At 64.4% G+C, this 20,236-nt stretch carries 14 protein-coding genes and 1 pseudogene; 12 read left to right on the forward strand and 3 right to left on the reverse strand.

Translation table 11 applies throughout. The features are described from left to right. Positions 1-91: 91 nt before the first annotated feature. The 3 genes and pseudogenes from tssC to tssA form a co-directional block, all read right to left on the reverse strand. Positions 92-1,159 (reverse strand): annotated as a pseudogene (gene tssC, locus AO268_RS14540) (type VI secretion system contractile sheath large subunit); the annotation flags it as partial. A gap of 2 nt (positions 1,160-1,161) precedes the next feature. Further along, entirely contained in the window at positions 1,162-1,668 is a 507-nt protein-coding gene (tssB, locus tag AO268_RS14545; protein ID WP_010168268.1) for a type VI secretion system contractile sheath small subunit, read from the reverse strand. 54 nt (positions 1,669-1,722) lie between these two features. Continuing rightward, on the reverse strand, positions 1,723-2,742 hold the full coding sequence (gene tssA / locus AO268_RS14550) for a type VI secretion system protein TssA (RefSeq protein ID WP_099169060.1): 1,020 nt from the start codon (positions 2,740-2,742) through the stop codon (positions 1,723-1,725). Positions 2,743-3,144: 402 nt separating this feature from the next. Here tssA and tagH point away from each other — a divergent pair, with 402 nt between their 5' ends. The 12 genes from tagH to tagQ all read left to right on the forward strand — a co-directional run bounded on the left by tagH (position 3,145) and on the right by tagQ (position 20,138). Then, the gene (gene tagH, locus AO268_RS14555; RefSeq protein ID WP_099169061.1) at positions 3,145-4,485 is read left to right on the forward strand and encodes a type VI secretion system-associated FHA domain protein TagH; all 1,341 of its coding nucleotides are present in this window, start codon (positions 3,145-3,147) and stop codon (positions 4,483-4,485) included. Positions 4,486-4,528: 43 nt separating this feature from the next. Then, entirely contained in the window at positions 4,529-5,035 is a 507-nt protein-coding gene (tssJ, locus tag AO268_RS14560; protein WP_099169062.1) for a type VI secretion system lipoprotein TssJ, read from the forward strand. Positions 5,036-5,053: 18 nt separating this feature from the next. After that, positions 5,054-6,388, forward strand: coding sequence for a type VI secretion system baseplate subunit TssK (tssK, locus tag AO268_RS14565; protein ID WP_099169063.1), 1,335 nt, complete (start codon positions 5,054-5,056; stop codon positions 6,386-6,388). 6 nt (positions 6,389-6,394) lie between these two features. Beyond that, on the forward strand, positions 6,395-7,684 hold the full coding sequence (locus AO268_RS14570; RefSeq protein WP_099169064.1) for a DotU family type VI secretion system protein: 1,290 nt from the start codon (positions 6,395-6,397) through the stop codon (positions 7,682-7,684). Further along, on the forward strand, positions 7,681-11,181 hold the full coding sequence (gene tssM / locus AO268_RS14575; protein WP_099169065.1) for a type VI secretion system membrane subunit TssM: 3,501 nt from the start codon (positions 7,681-7,683) through the stop codon (positions 11,179-11,181). Before AO268_RS14570 ends, tssM begins: the two co-directional genes overlap by 4 nt. After that, a complete protein-coding gene (gene tagF / locus AO268_RS14580; RefSeq protein WP_099169066.1) occupies positions 11,178-11,831 on the forward strand; it encodes a type VI secretion system-associated protein TagF in 654 nt (217 codons plus the stop codon). Before tssM ends, tagF begins: the two co-directional genes overlap by 4 nt. Beyond that, complete coding sequence (locus AO268_RS14585) at positions 11,832-12,551, forward strand: PP2C family protein-serine/threonine phosphatase (RefSeq protein ID WP_076963454.1); 720 nt, start codon at positions 11,832-11,834, stop codon at positions 12,549-12,551. It abuts the gene before it with no gap. Further along, a complete protein-coding gene (locus tag AO268_RS14590; RefSeq protein WP_099169067.1) occupies positions 12,548-15,535 on the forward strand; it encodes a serine/threonine-protein kinase in 2,988 nt (995 codons plus the stop codon). Before AO268_RS14585 ends, AO268_RS14590 begins: the two co-directional genes overlap by 4 nt. Further along, on the forward strand, positions 15,535-16,239 hold the full coding sequence (locus tag AO268_RS14595) for an ABC transporter ATP-binding protein (protein ID WP_099169068.1): 705 nt from the start codon (positions 15,535-15,537) through the stop codon (positions 16,237-16,239). Before AO268_RS14590 ends, AO268_RS14595 begins: the two co-directional genes overlap by 1 nt. Beyond that, entirely contained in the window at positions 16,239-17,423 is a 1,185-nt protein-coding gene (locus AO268_RS14600; RefSeq protein WP_099169069.1) for an ABC transporter permease, read from the forward strand. Before AO268_RS14595 ends, AO268_RS14600 begins: the two co-directional genes overlap by 1 nt. Beyond that, on the forward strand, positions 17,416-19,128 hold the full coding sequence (locus AO268_RS14605) for a formylglycine-generating enzyme family protein (protein WP_099169070.1): 1,713 nt from the start codon (positions 17,416-17,418) through the stop codon (positions 19,126-19,128). The genes AO268_RS14600 and AO268_RS14605 overlap by 8 nt, the downstream gene beginning before the upstream one ends. An 83-nt stretch (positions 19,129-19,211) precedes the next feature. Continuing rightward, positions 19,212-20,138, forward strand: coding sequence for a type VI secretion system-associated lipoprotein TagQ (gene tagQ, locus AO268_RS14610; protein ID WP_076963449.1), 927 nt, complete (start codon positions 19,212-19,214; stop codon positions 20,136-20,138). The last annotated feature ends 98 nt before the right edge of the window (positions 20,139-20,236 follow it).

Genomic DNA, 20,236 nt, shown 5'->3' on the forward strand with positions numbered 1-20,236 from the left:
CTCGTCGAATTGATTGTTTTTTGATCATTTGGCGAGTTTAAAAGTTGCGCTAGGTGGTATGCCGGGGAAATACATGGCTACTTCAGACCATCCTGTGCAGCAGCGGCATGAAACCGTTCTTCGCCAGTTCCGCTTCACGGCGGTCGCTGATGGCGATTTCGGTCGGGCACTTCATGTCCACGCCACCGTCATCGGTAGGGAAGGTGTGGGCCGGCAGGTTTTCCACTTCACCGCCGGACTCCACGCCACGAATGCGCGAGCACCAGCCGAAGTGTTTGAACGAACGGTTGATGTTCACCGCCATCGCGTACGCGGCGTTGGCCCAGGTGTACTTGGAGCTGTCGGCACCGTCGGTGTTTTCTTCAAAGGCAAAGGCTTCCACCGGGTCGGTCTTGGCGCCATACGGCAGGGGCGCAAGGAAGCGCGGCAAGGTCAAGCCGATATAGCGTGCGTCTTCCGACTCACGCAGCGAGCGCCAGCCGGCGTATTCCGGGGTGGTGAAGATCTTGGTCAGGTCGCGCGGGTTCGACAGCTCCTGCCACGAGCCCATGCCCATCACGGTCGGCGACGCGGCGGCGATGAACGGCGAGTGCATGGCGGCGCAGACTTTCGACAGCTCGCCCAGCAGTTCCACATCGGGTGGCGACTGGTCGAAGTAGTAATCGCCCACCAGGCAACCGTATGGTTCGCCGCCGAACTGGCCGTACTCTTCCTCGTACATCTTCTTGAAGATCGGGCTCTGGTCCCACGCGGTGCCCTTGAACTTCTTCAGGGTCTTGTGCAGGTCGGTCTTGGAGATATTGAGCACGCGAATCTTCAGCTGCTCATCGCTCTCGGTGTTGTTGACCAGGTAGTGCAGGCCGCGCCAGGCGCTTTCCAGCTGTTGGAAATCCGGGTGATGGATGACCTGGTTGACCTGGGCGGTGAGCTTGGCGTCGATGGCGGCGATGATCGATTCAATCGACTTGATCGCGTCGTTGGACACCAGGTCCGTCTGCGCCAGGGCCTGCTCGGCCAGGGTGCGCACGGCGGTCTCGACGGCTTCGCGGGCACGCTCGGTCTTGGGCTTGAATTCTTGCAGCAACAGCGAGGCGAACTCGCTGGTTTCTTCGGTGGCGCCCAGGTTCTGTGCGCCTTCGCGGGCGGTATTCTCGCTCATGATTACTGGTCCCCAGCAGGTTTGGGCGCGCTCGCAAGGGCCTGCAGCAATGCCGGGTCCTTGATCGCCTTCATGATGATTTCTTCAGCACCGGTCTTGCCGTCCATGTAGGTCAGCAGGTTGGCCAGCTGGGTACGGGCTTCGAGCAGCTTGTTCAGCGAGTCGACCTTGCGCGCCACGGCGGCCGGGCTGAAGTCGTCCATGCTTTCAAAGGTGATATCCAGGCTCAGGTTGCCTTCGCCGGTCAGTTCGTTGGGTACGTGGAATGCCACGCGCGGCTGCATGGCCTTGAGGCGTGAGTCGAAGTTGTCGACGTCCACTTCAAGGAACTTGCGGTCTGCCACCGGAGCCAGAGGCTCGGCGGGCTTGCCGGCGAGGTCGGCCATCACACCCATCACGAAGGGCAGCTGGACCTTTTTCTCGGCGCCGTAAAGCTCGACGTCGTACTCGATCTGCACTCGAGGCGCGCGGTTGCGCGCGATGAATTTCTGAGAACTTTGCTTCGCCACGTTGCTGCTCCTGGTCGCTTGAGCGACGGTGTTGTTACTGCAAAGCCTGGCGACTTACTCGCCGTCCGGGCCGCGCAGGTTTTCAAATTGGGACATGCCGTCGGGAATCAGATTGCGCACGATGGCCGCAAAATCGGCGTGCACCAGGTTTTTCGCCCGGTTCAACAGCACCGGCAGCGGGCTGGAAGGCTCGTGCCGGGTGTAGTACGCAAGGATTCGGTCCAGCTCGCGCAGCACCTCGTCGCGGCTGGCGATCTCGCCAGTATTGCGGGGTGCGGCAGGGGCGCCAGCGTGTTCGACCGAGGCGTGGCTGTCGTCACTGACCACCTCGGGTTCACGGCTGTCGCCGCTTTGCGCTGCGAACTGGCTGAAAATCTGCAGGGCTTGTTTAAGCAGGTGTTTCAGCGCGCCGAGGTCCACGCCCTGGGCGGAACCGACTTGCTCGCTGACATATTTTTCAATGGTTTCACAGGCCGCACGGGCCTCGACGAGGGCGGCGTGGGTGGCTTGCAACTGCTCTGGGTCGCTGTCGAGAAAGGCCCCGGCCAGTTGCTCGGCGCCGAGGCTTTCGCCGGGAAACCCTTGCAGGCCGCTGGCATTCAGGGCACCACGCAGGCTCACGGGGCCGAACGCTCGCGAGCGCGTGAGGACGCTTTCGCGCAGCAGGCGGATGTTCGTGTCGCAGGTCAAGCCGGCGAGGGCGTTGATGCGCACAGTGGGGTCGTTGTCGTCATCGGCATCCAGGCGCGGATGCAGCTCGGCCCAGTACTGCTGGAGCAGTTCGCTGATCAGGGTCAGGGCGCTGGCCAGCCCGCCGACGCCTTGCAGGGCGAGGGAGCTTTGCAGCAAAAAATGGGTGATGCGCAGGTCTTTGCTGCGTTGCAGCAGGTCCAGGCTTTGTTGCTGGATGCTACGCCATTCGGGTGGCTCGGCGGGCAAAATGGCATCGCCCATGCTGCGCTCGGGTTGACCCTGGGCAGCACGTTCCAATTGCAGGAAATCCGCGTCATATTCCAAGTCTTCGCCACACGGCGAAGTCGCGCAAACAGCGGCGAGCAGCAACGGCACATCCACTAAATTCGATCTCCATATCGCCCAGTTAGTCTCGGGCAGTTCATGCGTTAGTTGCGCAACTAGTTGCGCACTTTATCGGCATGGTTTCTTGGTCGGCTCAGCGCATTGATTTCAATGTGCCACTACTTATCTTCAAGAAGTTGTGCATTTTTGGTGTAGTAGTTAGGCGTTGTCAAGGTAAGCTATTCGTCCCATGTGACAGATGTGCGGTGCTTAACAACCTGTGCGACCCATGAGTCAATACAGGCACTGCTGGAGGATTTTTGTCACAAGAGCCAGTTAAAATCAGTGATCATGCTGATAAAGATGGCTTTTATAGGTTGTTTCAAGGATTTGGCGGGTGGTGCTTGGGAGGGTGTTTCCCTTGGGTCGGCCGTGCGCGAGGTTCAGCAAGGAGGCAAGATGTCGCTGTGTTTGACTATCACTAGTTATCACAAGATCACCCCAGGTCAATGCCCGGAAAAGTCCATGGATAATGGAGTGATGGCAATTGGCCGCTCCAGTGAAAACGACTGGATATTGCCCGATCCCGAGCGATTGGTCTCCGCGCAACATTGCGTTATTCAATACAAAGATGGTCGTTACTACCTGACCGATAACAGTACCAACGGTGTGGAATTGGTTAATGCCGGTATTCGTCTGCGCCGGGGAAATAGCGAGCCATTGCAAGACGGTGAGTTGATTCGGATCGGCGATTACGAAATCCAGGCACGGATTGATTCCGGCGTGAATGTGACAGGCAGCCTGCCTTTCGCCGGTGACGCCTCCAACAGTTTTGAAGCGCTGATGGGGCGACACAGTGGAGCCGTGGCCACGCCACTGCCGACCCCGGTGATTGCCCCGCAGTTCCAGGGCGCGTCGTCGATGGACACGCTGCCGGACCTGTTCGATTTCCTCGCGCCCACGGCCGTGCCACCGGCCACCCAGCCTGACCATGTGCCGGCTGAACAGCATGATTTTCGCCCGCCCATCGCCGTTAGCGTGCCTGCGCCCGAGCAGCCGGTGACTGCGGGCGCGGTGATTCCAGAAGACTGGGATCTGTTGGGGACAACACCCGCGCCGCCGATCAGCGCACCGCCGCCGACCATCGCGCCGCCTGAGCCTCCCCCCGCGCCACCTGTGGTCGAGCCCCCGCTCCCCGTGGCAGATGCCAACCCAACCGATTTGCTACAAGCCTTCCTGCGCGGTGCCGGTCTGGATCAACTGCGCCTGGACAAGGCCCAGGCCGAGGCGCAGATGGAAAGCATTGGCCGCAGCTACCGGCTGATGGTCGAAGGCCTGATCGACGTATTGCGTGCGCGCAGCAGCCTCAAGGGCGAGTTCCGCATGCAGCAGACGACGATCCAGCCGGTGGAAAACAACCCGTTGAAATTCGCACCGAATGCCGACGAAGCGTTACTGCTGCTGCTTCGTCACGGCAACCAAGCGTTTATGGCGCCGGACCTGGCGGTGCGCGACAGTTTCGACGACCTGCGTGCCCACCAACTGGCGGTAATGGCCGGTGTCGAGGCGGCCATCCAGCATCTGCTGACGCGCTTTGAGCCCGCGCAGTTGGAAACGCGCATGGGCAAGCCCGGCGGGCTGTCGAGCCTGTTCAACGGTTCGCGCCAGGCCCAGTACTGGCAACAGTTCACCGAGCTCTACAACAGTATTTCCCGTGAGGCCCAGGAGGACTTCCAGGACCTGTTCGGCCGTGAATTCAGCCGGGCCTATGAAGCACACAGCGCACGACAGCGGCGCTGAAACTGGAACAACGGACAGCCACATACGTCATTGAGGACGCAGGATGATTTCCAGGTTTTTACTCGCAGCCGCCAGCCTGTTGCTGCTGACGGCCTGTGCCAAGGATGCCGCGCCGCCCCAGGCGCCAGAGGCACACATCGACACTACCCGCGTCGAACTGCACTTCCATGCCATCGCTGGGCTCAACCCCGGCACCATGGGCCAGCCAGCCCCGGTGCGGGTACGGATTTTTGAGCTGAAAAACGCCGCAGCCTTCAGCCGTGCCGACTACTTCGCCCTGGCCGATCGTGCCCAGCCGACCCTCGGCCTGGACCTGCTGGACCAGGATGAAGTGGTGATCCAGCCTGGCCAGCAACTGAGCATCCAGCGCGACCTTGACCCGGCCACCCGGCAGATCGGCTTGCTGGTGGGCTATCGCGAACTGGACCGCGCGCAATGGCGCACGGTGTTCAGCGTGACGCCGCGCCAGGCCAGCCAATACCAGATCAGCCTTGATGTGCGCGCCGTACGTGCGCACCTCAGTGTTTCCCCATCCAGCCCTGCCCAATAAGAAGCAATCGGAGCCCCCATGTCCTGGAACAATCGCGTGGTCTGGTCGGAAGGCATGTTCATCGGAACGCAGCACTTCCAGCAGCATGACCGTTACCTGGAAAACCTGATCGATGCCCGCAGCCGCCCGCTGGCGGCCGGTGCCTGGGGGTTTTGCGAACTGCTGCTCGACCAGGGCCTGCTGGCCCAGGGCAAGCTGGCCATTGTCTCGGCCCGTGGCCTGTTGCCCGATGGCACCCCGTTCAATATTCCCCAGGACGACCTGGCGCCGAGCCCGCTGAATATCGACGACAACCTGCGTGACGGCCTGGTGTACCTGGCCTTGCCCCTCAAGCGTGCCGGTGCCCGCGATACGGTGGACGAAGGCGAGCCCCTGGGTGCTGCGCGTTACCTGAGCCAGGTGCGCGAGGTGCGGGATGACAACGCACCCTTCGAGAACCGCGCGCCGGTGGCCGTCGGCTCCCGGGCCTTGCGCTTGCTGACTGCCGCCGATGGCGTCAGCGACTACGCCGCCATCGGCCTGGTGCGCATCAAGGAAAAACGCGCCGACCGCGCCCTGGTGCTGGATGACAGCTACATCCCGCCGGTGCTCGATGTGGCGGCGAGCAAGCCGTTGACGGCGTTTCGCAGTGAGCTGCTGGGCCTGCTGCACCAGCGTGGCGAAGCCCTGGCCGGGCGGGTGGTGGCCTCGGGCGCCGGGGGCGCCTCGGAGATCGCCGACTTCATGCTGCTGCAACTGGTCAACCGCGCCCAGCCGCTGATCCAGCACCTGAGCCAGTTGAGCCCGCTGCACCCGGAGCGCTTGTTCAGTGAACTGGTCAGCCTGGCCGGCGAGTTCTCGACCTTCTCCACCTCGGGCCGGCGCCCCGAAGAATACCCGCGCTACCAGCACGACGACCTGGCGCTGAGCTTCGCCCCGGTGATGCAGGCCCTGCGTGAAGCGCTGTCGATGCTGATCGACAGCAAGGCCACGCCGATCCCGATTGTCGAGAAAGCCTACGGCGTGCATGTGGCGATGCTGGCGGATAAAACCCTGATCGACAGCGCCAGCTTCATCCTCGTGGTGCGTGCCGATGTACCGGGCGAAACCCTGCGCGCGCGCTTCGGCCAGCAGAGCAAGGTCGGCTCGGTGGAGCACATCCGCGACCTGGTCAACCTGCAACTGCCGGGCATCGGCCTGCTGCCGTTGCCGGTGGCGCCACGGCAGATCCCGTATCACGCCGGCTCCACCTACTACGAGCTGGACCGCGGCAGCGAGCACTGGCAGCAGTTGATCCACTCCGGCGGCTTTGCCTTCCATATCGCCGGGCAGTTCCCGGGCTTGAACCTGGCCTTCTGGGCGATCCGAGGATAATCCGCGATGCACCCCAATGATGACGACCGCACCCAGTTCATGCCGCGCCCGGGTGGCCGTGCGCCGGAGCCTGCCCGCGCGGAACCGGCGCCTTTGTCGATGCCGGCGGCGCCGATCCTCACCGGCAAAAGCCAGGGCCTCAACCCCCTGGAAAGTGCTGCCGGCCCGTTGTTGGCGCTGTTGACGCGCTTGCGCAACACCATCGCCCATCCCGCGCCCGCAAGCCTACGTGCGCAGTTGCTGGCCTACCTGCGCCAGTTTGAAGAGCGCGCCGAGGCCGCCGGCGTGGCCCGTAACGAGGTGCTGCTGGCGCGCTACGCGCTGTGCACCGCCCTCGACGAAGCGGTGCTGAGCACGCCCTGGGGCAGCGCCAGTGACTGGGGCAAGCAGAGCCTGCTGATCACCGTGCACAACGAAGCCTGGGGTGGGGAAAAGGTCTTCCAACTGCTGGACCATTGCCTGCAAAGCCCGCGTGAGCGCCTGTACCTGCTGGAGCTGTTGTACCTGTGCATGTGCCTGGGTTTCGAGGGCCGCTACCGCGTGATGAACGACGGCCGCAGCCAGTTGGAAACCCTGCGCGAGCGCACGGCAGCGGCGATCCGCAGTGCCCGTGGCGAGCATGAGCGCGAGCTGTCGCCCCATTGGCGCGGCGTGACCGTGGCCCGCGATCGCCTGGCGCAATTCATGCCGCCGTGGATCGCCGTGGCCATCGGCCTGGCCTTGTTGCTGGCCCTGCTGTTTGGCTTGCGGATGAAGCTGGCGTCGGATGCCGAGCCGGTGTTCAAGAACATCCATGCCCTGGGTGAAATCCCGGTGCAGGCGATCGACCGTCCGGTGGCGCAGCCGAAAATCATCGAGCGTCCACGCCTGGCGGGCTTTTTGGTCGAAGACATCAAGGCGGGCCGGGTGGCGGTGGAAGATGCCGTTGACCGTTCCGTGGTGACGATCCGGGGCGATGAGCTGTTCGCCTCGGCCAGCTCCAGCATTGTCGATGACTACCAGCCCCTGATGCTGCGCATCGCCGACGCCATCCGCAAGGTCAAGGGCCAGGTGCGGGTGACCGGGCACAGCGACAACCGCCCGATTGCCACCCTGCGGTTCCCGTCCAACTGGGCCTTGTCCGAAGCGCGGGCCAAGTCGGTGCTGGAAATGCTCGCGGCCAAGACCGGCCAGGGCGAGCGCTTCAGCGCCGAGGGCCGCAGCGACACCGAGCCAGTGGCGACCAACGCCACAGCCGAAGGCCGTGCCCGCAATCGTCGGGTTGAAATCACCGTACTGGCGGAGGGCGTCGAGTGAAGGCGTTTTTCAGTTTTATGATTCGCTGGGTGATCCCCGTGCTGGGCCTGATCGCCCTGGGCCTGATCATCTGGTTCGTCGGGCCATTGCTCGATGTACTGGTGCCGGAAGGCCGGCGCTGGGCCCTGATTATCCTGGTGTTCGCGGTGTGGATCGCCTACCGCGTGTTTCGCATTATCCAGGCCCGCCGCCAGGCCGCCGAAGTGATGCGCAGCCTGGCCGCCGAAACCCCGGCCGACCCCAACAGTGTCGCCACTGCCGAAGAGCTGGCCACCCTGCGCCAGCGCATGGACGAAGCCCTGACGCTGCTGAAAAAGGCCAGGCTGGGCGGTGACGAGCGGCGTAACCTCTACGAGTTGCCGTGGTATGTGATCATCGGCCCGCCGGGTTCGGGCAAGACCACCGCGCTGGTCAACTCCGGGCTGCATTTCCCCCTGGCTGCCCAGCTGGGTGCCGGCGCGGTGCGTGGCGTGGGCGGTACGCGCAATTGCGATTGGTGGTTTACCGATCAAGCGGTGCTGCTGGACACCGCCGGGCGCTACACCACCCAGGACAGCAACTCCACGGTGGATAAAGCCGCTTGGCTGGGCTTTCTCGACCTGCTGAAAAAACAGCGCGCGCGCCGCCCGATTGACGGCGCCTTTATCGCCATCAGCCTGTCGGACCTGCTGCTGGGCACTGACGCCGAGCGTGCTGCCCATGCGGCGGCGATCCGCTTGCGCATCCAGGAGTTGTACACCCAGCTGGGGGTGCGTTTCCCGATCTACCTGATGCTCACCAAGCTCGACCTGGTGCCGGGCTTCATGGAGTTTTTCGACAACCTGAGCAAGGAAGACCGCGCCCAGGTGTGGGGCATGACCTTTGCCCTGGACGACGGCAAACACAGCGACAGCCCGCTGGCCCACCTGCAAAGCGAATTCGCCGGCCTGGAGCAGCGCCTCAACGAACGTTTGGTGGAACGCCTGCAACAGGAACGCGACCCGGCGCGGCGCGACCTGATCTACGGCTTCCCGCAGCAGTTCGGTGCGCTGAAGGATTGCCTGCAAGGCTTCCTCGAAGGCGTATTCAAGCCCAATGCGTTTGAAGAGCGTGTGCTGCTGCGCGGCGTGTATTTCACCAGCGGCACCCAGGAAGGCAGCCCGATTGATCGACTGATCGGCGCCATGGCCCAGAGCATGAACCTCGACCGCCAGCACCTGGCGCGCCAGAGCGGCACCGGGCGCAGTTACTTCATCGAAAAACTGTTCAGTGCCGTGGCTTTTGCCGAGCGTGGCCTGGTGGGCGTCAACCCGAAGGTCGAGCGCCGCCGTAAATGGCTGGCCCGTGGGGTACTCGCGGCGACGGTCGCGCTGGTGCTGGTGGTCAGCAGCCTGTGGTGGCTGAGTTACCGGGCCAACCAGGCGTATATCGCCCAGGTCGACCACAAGGTCGCGCCCCTGGGCCAGGCCGTGCAGAGCCTGAGCCCGGCGCAGCGCGAGGTGCTGGCGGTGTTGCCGCTGCTCAACGCGGTGAAAAACCTGGCGGGCGATTCGCCAGGCTGGTCCGAGGGCCTGGGCCTGTATCAGGGCGACATGCTCGAAGCCGAGTCCGCCAGCGTTTACCGCAAGCTGCTGATCGCGGTATTCGCCCCGCGCCTGGTAACGCGCATCGAAGAGCAACTGCACGGTGGCGGCAATTCCGACTTCCTCTACGAAGGCTTGAAGGCCTACCTGATGCTGGCGGACAGCGAACATTACGACCCGGACTTTATCAAGGCCTGGATCGCCCTGGACTGGGACCGCAACCTGCCGCGCGACCTGCCCGCCGACCAGCGCCAGGCGCTGACCGGTCACTTGCAGGCGCTGTTCGACCGCCATCCGCCGAATGCGCGCCTCGACCCACGGCTGATCGATGACTTGCGCCGACAATTGCAACAACTGCCGGTGGCCCAGCGCGTGTACGACCGGGTCAAGCGCCAGAAGCTGCCCGATGGGGTGACCGATTTCCGTATCAACGAAGCTGCCGGGCGGGATGCCGCCCTGGTGTTCAGCCGCAAAAGTGGCAAGCCGCTGGGCGAGCCGTTGAGTGGCTTGTTTACCGCCAAGGGCTATCGCCAGGGCTTTTTGCTGACCAGCCTGAACCAGGCCGGCACCCTGGCCGAAGAGCAGTGGGTCTTGGGCCATGCACCGGCGGATCAGCAGAATGTCGCCAGCCTTGCTGCCGATGTGCGGCGCCTGTACTTCCAGGACTATCAGCGCCAGTGGGATGCCTTGCTGGCGGATATCGACTTTGTGCCCATCACCAGCGTGGCCCAGGCGGCGGATGTGTTGCGCGTGATCTCCGGCCCGACCTCGCCGCTGAAAAAGCTGCTGGTGGCGGTGGCCAAGGAAACCGACCTGCAAGCTGAAGAACGCCAACTGGCGGCCAAGGGCGTGCCGGTGGAAGGCGGTGTGGACAAGCTCAAGGAACGCCTCGGCAGCCTGCTCGGCGAGGCCCAGCCGACGGCCAGCGCCCCGGCCCTCACGGAAGACCCGGTGACTGCGCACTTTGCCGAACTCAACAGCATCGTTGCCAAGAACGAAGGCGAGCCGGCGGCCATCGACGGCCTGTTGGCGGACATGAATGCGCTGTATGTGCAGGTCAGCGCCATGGTCGGCGCCAGTGGCGATGCCTTGCTCGGCGAAGCCAAGAACCAGGCCGCGGCGGCAGCCACCCGGGTCAGCCTGAATGCCGAACGCCAGCCGCCGCTGGTGCAGGGCATGGTCAAGTCGGTGGTCAACTCCACCACCAACAGCATGATGGGCGGGGTGCGCAATCAGCTGAATGCAGCCTGGGTCAGTGAGGTGGTCAATGTGTATCGCCAGTCCCTGGCCGGGCGTTATCCGATGTCCCCGGGCAGCGCTCGCGACGCCACCCTGGACGACTTCGGCCAGTTCTTCGGGGTGGGCGGGGTGATGGATAACTACTTCCGCAAATACCTGCAACCCTACGTCGATACCTCCGCGCAGACCTGGCGCTGGCAGCCGGGGGCTGCGCAGAAGCTCGGCATCGCGCCGGGTGTGCTGCAAACCTTCCAGCGCGCGGCGACTATTCGGGATGCGTTCTTCCGTGCCGGTGGGACCCAGCCCATCGTGCGTTTCGAGCTCAAGCCGGTGGCGATGGACGCGACCATCACCCAGTTCCTGCTGGACCTGGACGGCCAGCAACTGAGCTACGACCATGGCCCGAGCCGCCCAGTGGCAATGCAATGGCCGAACCCCGGCAGCAGTGGCGGGGTGCGTATCTCGATCATGCCGCCAGCGGCCAGCGGGCGCTCCGGCGTTACCCTGGATGGCCCATGGGCGTGGTTCCGCCTGTTGGAGCAGTCGGAGCTGTCTGCCGGCAATTCGCCGGACCGCTTCAACCTGCGCCTGCGGGTCGATGGCGCGAGCATCGCCTATGAATTGCGCGCCAACAGCGCCTTCAACCCATTCAAGAGCCGCGTGCTCAGTGGGTTCAGCCTGCCGGAGCGGTTATGACCACCCTGGGGTTCTACGGCAAGTTGGCCAGTCGCGGGGACTTTGTCAGCCGCGCCTTGCCCCAGAGCTTTATTGGGCCCTGGGACAGTTGGCTGGCCGCCGGCTTGCTCGCCAGCCAGCACAGCCTGGGCGACAACTGGCTCAACGTGTACCTGGTCAGCCCGCTGTGGCGTTTTGTACTGGCGCCGGGGGTGTGCGGGCCGGATGCGGCGGCGGGGGTAGTGATGCCGAGCATTGATCGGGTCGGGCGGTATTTCCCGCTGGCGGTGGTCGTGTTGTTGGATCACGACACCAATCCGGCGTCCCTGGTGGGTGGCCCGGACGCCTGGTTCGAGCAGGCCGAGGAGTTGCTGCTCGGCACCCTGGATCCCGGCGCCACATTTGAAGGATTCAGCGATGGCCTTGAGCGCCTGGGTGTGCCGGCGAGTGATCCGCGTGCGCTGGACAGCCGTTTCGCCGGTCTGCAGCGGGTCGCCGCCACCGTGCCCCATGGGCGCATGACCGCCCTCGCCGAACAGGCCTGCGAAGGGGCGAGCCTGTGGTGGGGCCGTGGTTCGCAACGTATTTCCCCCGGTTTATTGCGGTGCCAGGGCTTGCCTGCCGCCGGCGATTTTGCGCAATTTTTGCTCGGACAAGAAGGTGTGGTGTAGATGGGGTCGACGTACAAATCCGCGAGCAAAACCCATGTGGGCATGGTGCGCCAGGTCAATGAAGACGCGTGCCTGGACCTCCCGGAAAACCGCCTGTGGGTGGTGGCCGATGGCATGGGCGGGCATGCGGCCGGCGACTATGTCAGTAGCCTGATCGTCGACAGCCTGCGCAGCCTGCCCGTGGGGCGGTCCCTGGACGAATACACGGCGGCGCTGCGCACTGAACTGACCCGGGTCAACGCCGCCGTACGTGAAGAAACCGCCAACCGTGGCGTGACCATGATGGGCAGCACTGTGGTGCTGCTGGCGGCTCGTGGCCTGCGCGGTGTATGCCTGTGGGCCGGCGACAGCCGCTTGTATCGCCTGCGCGACGGCGAGCTGGAACGTATCTCCCGCGACCACAGCTACGTCCAGGACCTGCAAGACAGTGGCCTGCTCAGCGAGGCCGACGCGCGGGTGCATCCACGGGCCAATATCGTCACCCGCGCCATTGGCGTGGAGGCGCAATTGGAGCTGTCGGTGGTCGACCTGTTGATCGCCCCCGGTGACAGCTACCTGCTGTGCAGCGATGGCCTGAACAAGACCGTCGAAGACCACGAGATCCGCGACGTGCTGAGCCATGCCGAGCCTGACGAAATCGCCCGCAGCCTGGTGCACCTGGGGCTCAACCGTGGAGCGCCCGACAATATCACCACCCTCGTCGTGAAGGTGTCGCCATGAGCCTGATCATCCCCGGCTACGACATCGACGGCGAAATCGGCGAAGGCGCCATGGCCAGCGTGTACCTGGCAACCCAGCGTTCGCTGGAGCGCAAGGTGGCGCTGAAAGTCATGGCCGCCGCGCTGGCCGCCGACCCAAGCTTTTGCGAACGTTTCCTGCGCGAGGGCAAGACCCTGGCGCGGCTGTCGCACCCGCACACGGTGACCATCCACGACATCGGCAATGTCGGCGAGCTGTATTACATGGCCATGGAGTACCTGCCCAACGGCACGCTCAAGGAGCGCATCGCCGCCGGCCTGACGCCGGAGCAGGGGCTGGTGTATATCCGCCAGATCGCCTCGGCCCTGGGTTACGCCCATGCCCAGGGCCTGGTGCACCGCGACGTTAAGCCGGCGAACATCCTGTTTCGCGCCGATGGCACGGCGGTGCTGTCGGATTTCGGGATCGCCAAGTCCCTGGATGACCGCACCCAGTTCACCCAGGCCGGGTTTGCCGTGGGCACCCCCAGCTACATGAGCCCGGAACAGGCGCGCGGCCAGGAAATCGACGGCCGCGCCGACCTGTACGCCCTGGGGGTGGTGCTCTACGAAATCCTCGTCGGCAAGCTGCCTTACAACGGCACCGATGCACTTTCCACCGCCCTGGCGCACCTGACCGAGCCTTTGCCGGAACTGCCGCTGCACCATGGCCGTTATCAAGAGGTGTTGAAAAAACTCCTGGCCAAGGACCCCGCAGAGCGTTTCCCGGATGCCGCTGCGTTGCTGCTGGCCCTGGATCGGCTGCCACTGGAGGCGCCAAAAGACGCGTTGGAAGCGACCTTGATTCGCCCCGCCGTGACGCCGGCCGGTAGTGACCTGGCCGGGCTGACCCCGGTGTCCATCGAAATCCCCACTGCCACACCGCAGCCACAAGCGGTGCGCCAGCCGGTGGTGAGCCCTACGCAGCCTCACGCCGTTTCCGAGCAGCGGCGTGGCCCGGTCCTGGCATTGGCCGCCGTGGCCGTGGCGGTTGCGCTGGCCATCGGTGGCGCCAGTTACTGGTGGCTGAGTGACGATGCCCCTGCGCCGCCGCCTGCTGCGGTTGTGCCCGTTACACCGGCCGGGGTTAAACCGGTGGCCGCTGATAGCGACGGCGGCCAGCGTCCCTTGCTGATGGCGGGCAAGAAAACCCTGTTCCAGCGTGTCTTGAGCAAGCCCGGCGCCAAGCTCTCCAGCGCGGCGGGTGGTGCACCGGGCGAGGCCTTGCCCGCGTTTTCGGTGCTTTATGTGTACCAGCGCAAGGATGTCGATGGCAGCCCATGGCTGCGCATTGGCACTGCCAGCGACGGCCGCAGCGACGGTTGGTTGCCGGCCGCGCAAGTCAGCGACTGGAAGCAGAGCCTGGTGCTCAAGTTCACCGAGCGTTCGGGGCGTGCGCCGGTGATGTTCCTGCGCCAGCCCGGCGAGGTGGAAAAACTCCTGGCTGACCCGGCAGCGGCGAAAAACCTGCTGCTCAAGGCGCAGAAAAACCCCGACGACAATCAACAGGTCCTGGCCCTGGAACCCGCCGCCAGTGCCGTGCCGCAGAACCAGTTCTACCTGTTGCCGATTTTCGACGCCAAAGAGAGCTTCGACGAGAATGGCCAGCCGGTGCAGCTGCTCAATGTGGCGTCCATCGACCCCGGCGGCGCCGCTGCCAAGCCGGCGACCCCGCTGATCAGCGCTAACGCCGATGCATTCCGTACCGCCGTGGTGTTGGTGGTGGATACCACGGTGTCGATGCAGCCCTATATCGACCAGGTGCGCGACGTGGTCCACGAGCTGCAAACCCGCATTGCCGAACGTGGCGAGTTGGACAGCGTCAGTTTCGGCATGGTCGGCTTTCGCAGCAGCGTCAAGAAAACCCCTGGCCTGGAATACGTGGCCAAGACCCTGATCACCCTCGACCAGGGCCGCGACCCCCAGCGGTTTCTCGACATGGCGCGGCAGGTCAAGGCCTCCAGTGTTTCCAGCCATTCGTTCAACGAAGACGCGTTTGCCGGGGTGATGCAGGCGGTGGAAGGCATGGACTGGTCCGGCTACGGCGGGCGCCTGATCCTGCTGGTGACCGATGCCGGGGCCCTGCGCAAGAACGACCCGTTCGCTGCGACCCAGATGAACGAAGCCGAAGTGCGCCAGGCCGCCCTGGGCAAGCAGATCAAGATCTATGCCCTGCACCTGCGCACCGACGCCGGCAAGAAAACCCACGGCGGCGCCGAATCCCAGTACCGCACCCTGACCGCCGACGCCAACCCGCGGATCGGCGACCTGTACACGGCGGTGCCGGGCGGTGATGTGCGCAAGCTGGGCGAGCGCGTGGATGAGATCGGCACGGTGTTCGCCAACCTGGTGCACCAGGTGCGCAGCAACACCCCGCAGCCGGTGCCGTTGCTCAGCAGTGCGCCGAGCCTGGCGGACAAATCCGCTGCCGTCGGCTATGCCATGCACATGGACTTCCTCGGCCATAAAAGCGCGAGCCAGGCACCGCAACTGGTCAGCGCCTGGACCGCCGACCGCGACCTGACCAACCCGGCACTGCCGGCGTTCCAGGTGTGCGTGATGCTGACCAAACTGCAGCTCAACGACTTGCAGCAATCGCTGAAACTGATCGTCGATGCGGCGCGCAAGACCCAGACGTCGCCCGGGGATTTCTTCCAGGAAATCGCCAGCGCCTCGGCCTATATGAGCCGCGACCCACAGGCCCTGCGCAAGGGTGGCAACCTCGCCGACGGCGGCATTCTGGGTGAATACCTGGAAGGCCTGCCGTACCGCAGCAAGTCGCTGAACATGACCCAGGACCTGTGGTTGTCGTTGAGCGTGGCTGAACAGGAAGACTTTATCGACGAGCTGGACTCGAAGATCCGCCTGTATGAAACCTTCCATAACGATGTGGCCAACTGGGTCCGTTTCGGTGATGCCGAACCGGGCGATGCGTTGTACCGCGTGCCGCTGTCGACGCTGCCCTGATGCTGAACCTGAGCGCGGTGCACAAGAGCCGGGGCCTCGGTAGCCAGCGCTATAGCCTGGTGATCCCGGCGCTGCACGTGGGCGCGGGTGAGCAGTTGGCGATTGTCGGGCCCAGTGGCTGCGGCAAAAGTACCTTGCTCGACCTGTTGGCGTTGGTCCTGGCACCGGACCAGGTCGGCCGGTTTGAATTCAACCAGCTGGATATCGACGGGCTGTGGCGTGCCCATCAGCAATCCACCTTGGCCGGGTTGCGTAGCCGGCATCTGGGTTACGTGCTGCAAACCGGTGGCCTGCTGGGCTTTCTCGATGTGCGCAGCAATATCGCGCTGTCCCGGCAACTGTTGGGCCTGAAGGACGATGGCAGCGTTGCGCGGCTGGCTGCGCAGTTGCACATCAGCGACCAGTTGGCCAAGAAACCGGCCGCGTTGTCGGTAGGCCAGCGCCAGCGTGTTAGTTGCGCCCGTGCCCTGGCCCATGCCCCGCAATTGGTGCTGGCCGATGAGCCGACCGCGTCCCTGGACCCGCTTAACGCCGAGCGTGTGATGCAGGCGCTGCTGGCCCAGGCCCGTGAGTACCGCGCCGCCTGCGTGATCGCCACCCATGACGAGCCCCTGGCCCGCGCCAGTGGCTTGCAGGTGCGGCGCATCAGTTGCCGGCGCGACAGCGACGGTGGCGTTACGGCGACCCTTGGGGAGGCGTGCTGATGCGCATCCCCCTGGTGGCTTCCCTCGCGTGGCAGGACTACCGCAACGATGGCTGGCTGTCGGCCTGTGCGGTGCTGGCGCTGGTGGCGGTGATCGCGCCGTTGCTGGTGTTGTTCGGCCTGAAATTCGGCTTGGTCAGCAGTTTGACCGAGCGCCTGGAGAATGACCCGGCGACCCGGGAAATCATTCCGTTGGGCGGGGGACGATTGAGCCGCGCGTTTGTCGAGCAGCTCGGCCAGCGCAGCGATGTGGCGTTTGCCATCCCACGTACGCGGCAGATCGCGGCCACGGCCCAGGTGGGGGCATTGAGCCTGGAAATGTTGCCCACCGCACCGGGTGACCCATTGCTGGGCGGCCTGCCTATTCCGGCGGGCCTGGACCAGATCGTGCTGAGCCACACCGCCGCCGAGAAGCTGGCGGCGCGACCGGGGGATTGGTTGCAAACCCGCTTTGCGCGGCAAGTGGCCGGGCGTGTCGAGGCCCAGGGTACGCGCTTGCAGGTGCTGGCAGTGCTGCCCCTGGAGGCGTTCGCCCGGGACGGTTTGTTTGCCGGCTTGAGCCTGCTGGAAGCGGCGGAAGATTACCGCGATGGCCGGGCAGTACCGGCGCTGGGTTGGGACGGTGATGCAGTGGGGGGGAGCGAGCAGCGGGTGTATCCGGCGTTTCGTCTATATGCGCGCAGCCTTACCGATGTAGAGCCGCTGCGGGTGTATTTCGCCGGGCAGAACCTGTTGGTCTCGACCCAGGCGCTGAGCATCGCCCAGGTGCAGTCGTTGAGCCGCAATTTGTCGATCGTGTTCTGGATCATCGCCGGCCTGGCCTTGGCGGGGGCGTTTGCGGCGATCTTCGCCGGCGCGTTGGCCGCTGTGGCGCGCAAGCGCCGGGAGTTGTCGGTATTGCGCCTGCTGGGGTTTTCCACTGGCGCGCTGCTGCTGTTTGTGGTGATGCAGGCGCTCTACAGCGCGGGTTTCGCCGCCGTGCTCAGCGCCGGGCTGTATGGCCTGGCCGAGGCGGGCTTGAATCAATTATTCGTGCAGGTGCCGGGCGAATACGCCAGCCACCTGCTGGCGCGGCATTACGCCCTGGCCCTGGTCGCGGTACTCGGCGTCAGCGCCGTGGCGGCCGCGTGCGGGGGGTGGCGGGTAGCGCGTATCCAGGCTTCTGAGGGCATCAGAGATGTATAGATTATTGGGCGCTGCCGTGGCGCTGAGCCTGGCCACTGCGGCCTGGGCCGACGAGGCCAGCGATAAGCTGGACAACCCCAAGCCGTTGGCCGATGACGTCAGCCTGCCGCTGCCGTGCGAGGGCAACATGGTGTTTCGCTACGCCTATGTCCTGGCCCAGGGCACCCTGGACGACCGGGAGGTCAGCCTCGGCTACCCGTTCAGCAAAGGTGAGGCGGGCTACAAGCAGTCGTTTATCTCCGGCTATCGCCGCGACTTTATCAACGGCCAATTCACTCTCAAGGATTTGCCCAAGGGCTGGAACAAGGTGATTGCGCCGCTGATGCCCAAGACCGACGCCAAGACCCCGCTCAAGCCGATGCTCTACTTTATCGGCAAGTACGAAGTCACCGCGCGCCAATACGCCCAGGTCATGTCCCAGGCCCAGTCCCTGGCCAGTGGCGAACCGGCGCCGGCGTGCGAAGCGCCCACGGGCATGGCCGGGCGCTTGCCCAAGGTCAAGCTGTCGCGCTTTGAAGCCGAGCGCTTCTCGGCGGTGTACAGCGCCTGGTTGATGAAAAATCACCGTGACCTGCTGCCGGTCAGTGGTCGCGGATCTTCGGCGGAGGATGGCGGCCTGGGCTTTGTGCGGCTACCCACCGAAGTGGAATGGGAGTTCGCCGCACGCGGCGGCCAGGCGGTGAGCCGCCAGGACCTGGAAGGCCGGCTGTTCCCACGGCGCCTTGAGGGCAGCGACAGCGACGGCCCGTTGGGCGACTGGGCGGTGTTCAACCAGGTCGCCGGCGGCACCGGCCAGGCGGCGCGACTGATGCCTATCGGCACCAAGTTGCCGAACCCCATCGGCCTGTTCGATGTGATCGGCAACGCCGCCGAGATGGTCCAGGAGTCATTCCAGCTGGTCCACGCCGGCCGCCGCCAGGGCACCTATGGCGGCTTTATCGTCAAGGGCGGCAACTACCTGGAGGGCGAGGGCACGTTGTTTAGCGGCATGCGCCGGGAATACCCGCTGTTCGGCGCCGACGGCACCGAGCAAAGCAACGAGACCACAGGCTTCAGGGTGGCGATTGGCGCGCTGTCGGCACCGCGTTCGCGCTACAACGAACTGTTCGCGCAGTGGCAGAAAGAGGGGCGGCTGGCCGCGTTGACCGATGCCATCGACGATGCCCAGGACCCGACCAAGCGCCTGGACAGCATCATCGCCGCCAGCGTCGACCCACGGCTGCAAGCCGAGTTGGGACTGGTCAATGAAGAGCTCAAGCGCAACGTATCGCTGATCGCCCAGCAGCGTGAGGAGGCGGCTGGCAATTTGATCCAGTCTGCCGCCCTGGTGGCCGAGACCATCAATAACTACAACATCCGCCTGATCAATCTGCACAAGAGTCGCCAGCAGTCCCTGGACGCCAAGGACGAGGCCAGCGCGCAGTTGTTCGCCACGGCCATCGCCAATGGCCGCAGCGCGCTGGACGGTGCGGTGGCGATCTATATCGACAACCTGGCCACCGGCACGCGCTACACCGATGCGGTGATCCAGGCGCAGTTTCAACGGATCCAGCAAGAGTTGGAGCGCAAGCCGGTGCTGGGCAAGAGCCTGGTGACGCGCGCGACGTTATTCGTTCGCCATGTCGGCAACTATCGCAAACAACAGCGAGCCGACCCGGCAACGATTTTGAAGGAATTGCTCGCAGCAAGCGGTCAGCGGTCTTGATCGCTCGCAGGCTGGCGAGCTTGGAAGGGACTCAGGCGGCATGGGCCGTGCTGGGCAAGTCAAACTTAAAAGAGAACACACCTATGCTTTTTTCCCGTAAGGCGGTTTCCAAGCGTCACTTGCTGCTGATTGCGGCTGGTTTCAGCACTGTGCTGACCGGTTGCGCCACGTCGCCGGCCTCCAAGGTCGCGTCGAGCACCAAGGTCGAGTACTACCCCAATTGCTACGAGCCGGTGCAGCACCTGCGTGCCACCGATTCGGACATGACCAAGTCGGTCGTCACCGGCGCCGCCCTTGGCGCGGCCGGTGGCGCGCTGCTGGGCGCCCTGACCGGCGACTCGGACAAGCGCGGGCGCAACGCGGCGATTGGCGCGGCGGGCGGTGCCCTGGCGGGCGGCGCGGCGGGTTACTACACCGAGCGCCAGAAGCAGATCAGCGATGACAACCAGCGCATCGCCTCCTACGCCACCGACTTCAATAAAAGCGCCTCCGACATCGACCGCAGCACCGCGTACGCCAAGGCGTCCCAGCAGTGCTACCAGAGCGCATTCACCAAGCTGGTGGCCGACCGCAAGGCCAAGACCGTCAATGACACCGAAGGTCGCAAGCGCCTGGCGGAAATCGTTGCGGGCCTGAAGGAATCCAACGACCTGATCGTCGCGGTCAACGGCAAGGCCAGCGAAGACCTGAACAACTACACCCAGGCCTACGAGAAAGACCTGCAACAAGTGGGCGTACAGCGTAACGATGTGGTGACTGTGGCTACTGCTGAGACCACCTCGGCTGCGGCTGCGGCGAAAAAAGACAAGAAGAGCAAAGTCGTGACCAAGCGTCCGCCACTGCCCAAGGTGCCGTCAGAAGCGGTGAGCACCGAAAGGAGCATCCGCACCGCCAAGGTCAAGCAGACTGAAAGCAATCAAGTGGCCAATGCCGGCAAAGCACAGATCGAAGGCACTTGCCGCGATCCGAACCTGGCCGACTGGGCACCGGTGCCTTGCCCTAACGTTTAAGCCAAGTTGTTGCTATAAGCGGTAAACGCCAGCCGATCTCCTGCTAACGCGGGAGATCGGTAGCGTTCTGCGCACAAATCGTTAAACTGCTGCGGCCA

The sequence above is a fragment of the Pseudomonas sp. ICMP 8385 genome (genome assembly GCF_002699915.1).
Taxonomy (GTDB): domain Bacteria; phylum Pseudomonadota; class Gammaproteobacteria; order Pseudomonadales; family Pseudomonadaceae; genus Aquipseudomonas; species Aquipseudomonas gessardii.

What these genes read in the sequence shown, in the direction of transcription:
- tagH (WP_099169061.1), top strand. Translation starts at nt 3,145, where the DNA reads ATGTCGCTGTGTTTGACTATCACTAGTTATCACAAGATCACCCCAGGT.
- tssJ (WP_099169062.1), top strand. Translation starts at nt 4,529, where the DNA reads ATGATTTCCAGGTTTTTACTCGCAGCCGCCAGCCTGTTGCTGCTGACG.
- tssK (WP_099169063.1), top strand. Translation starts at nt 5,054, where the DNA reads ATGTCCTGGAACAATCGCGTGGTCTGGTCGGAAGGCATGTTCATCGGA.
- AO268_RS14570 (WP_099169064.1), top strand. Translation starts at nt 6,395, where the DNA reads ATGCACCCCAATGATGACGACCGCACCCAGTTCATGCCGCGCCCGGGT.
- tagF (WP_099169066.1), top strand. Translation starts at nt 11,178, where the DNA reads ATGACCACCCTGGGGTTCTACGGCAAGTTGGCCAGTCGCGGGGACTTT.
- AO268_RS14585 (WP_076963454.1), top strand. Translation starts at nt 11,832, where the DNA reads ATGGGGTCGACGTACAAATCCGCGAGCAAAACCCATGTGGGCATGGTG.
- AO268_RS14590 (WP_099169067.1), top strand. Translation starts at nt 12,548, where the DNA reads ATGAGCCTGATCATCCCCGGCTACGACATCGACGGCGAAATCGGCGAA.
- AO268_RS14595 (WP_099169068.1), top strand. Translation starts at nt 15,535, where the DNA reads ATGCTGAACCTGAGCGCGGTGCACAAGAGCCGGGGCCTCGGTAGCCAG.
- AO268_RS14600 (WP_099169069.1), top strand. Translation starts at nt 16,239, where the DNA reads ATGCGCATCCCCCTGGTGGCTTCCCTCGCGTGGCAGGACTACCGCAAC.
- AO268_RS14605 (WP_099169070.1), top strand. Translation starts at nt 17,416, where the DNA reads ATGTATAGATTATTGGGCGCTGCCGTGGCGCTGAGCCTGGCCACTGCG.
- tagQ (WP_076963449.1), top strand. Translation starts at nt 19,212, where the DNA reads ATGCTTTTTTCCCGTAAGGCGGTTTCCAAGCGTCACTTGCTGCTGATT.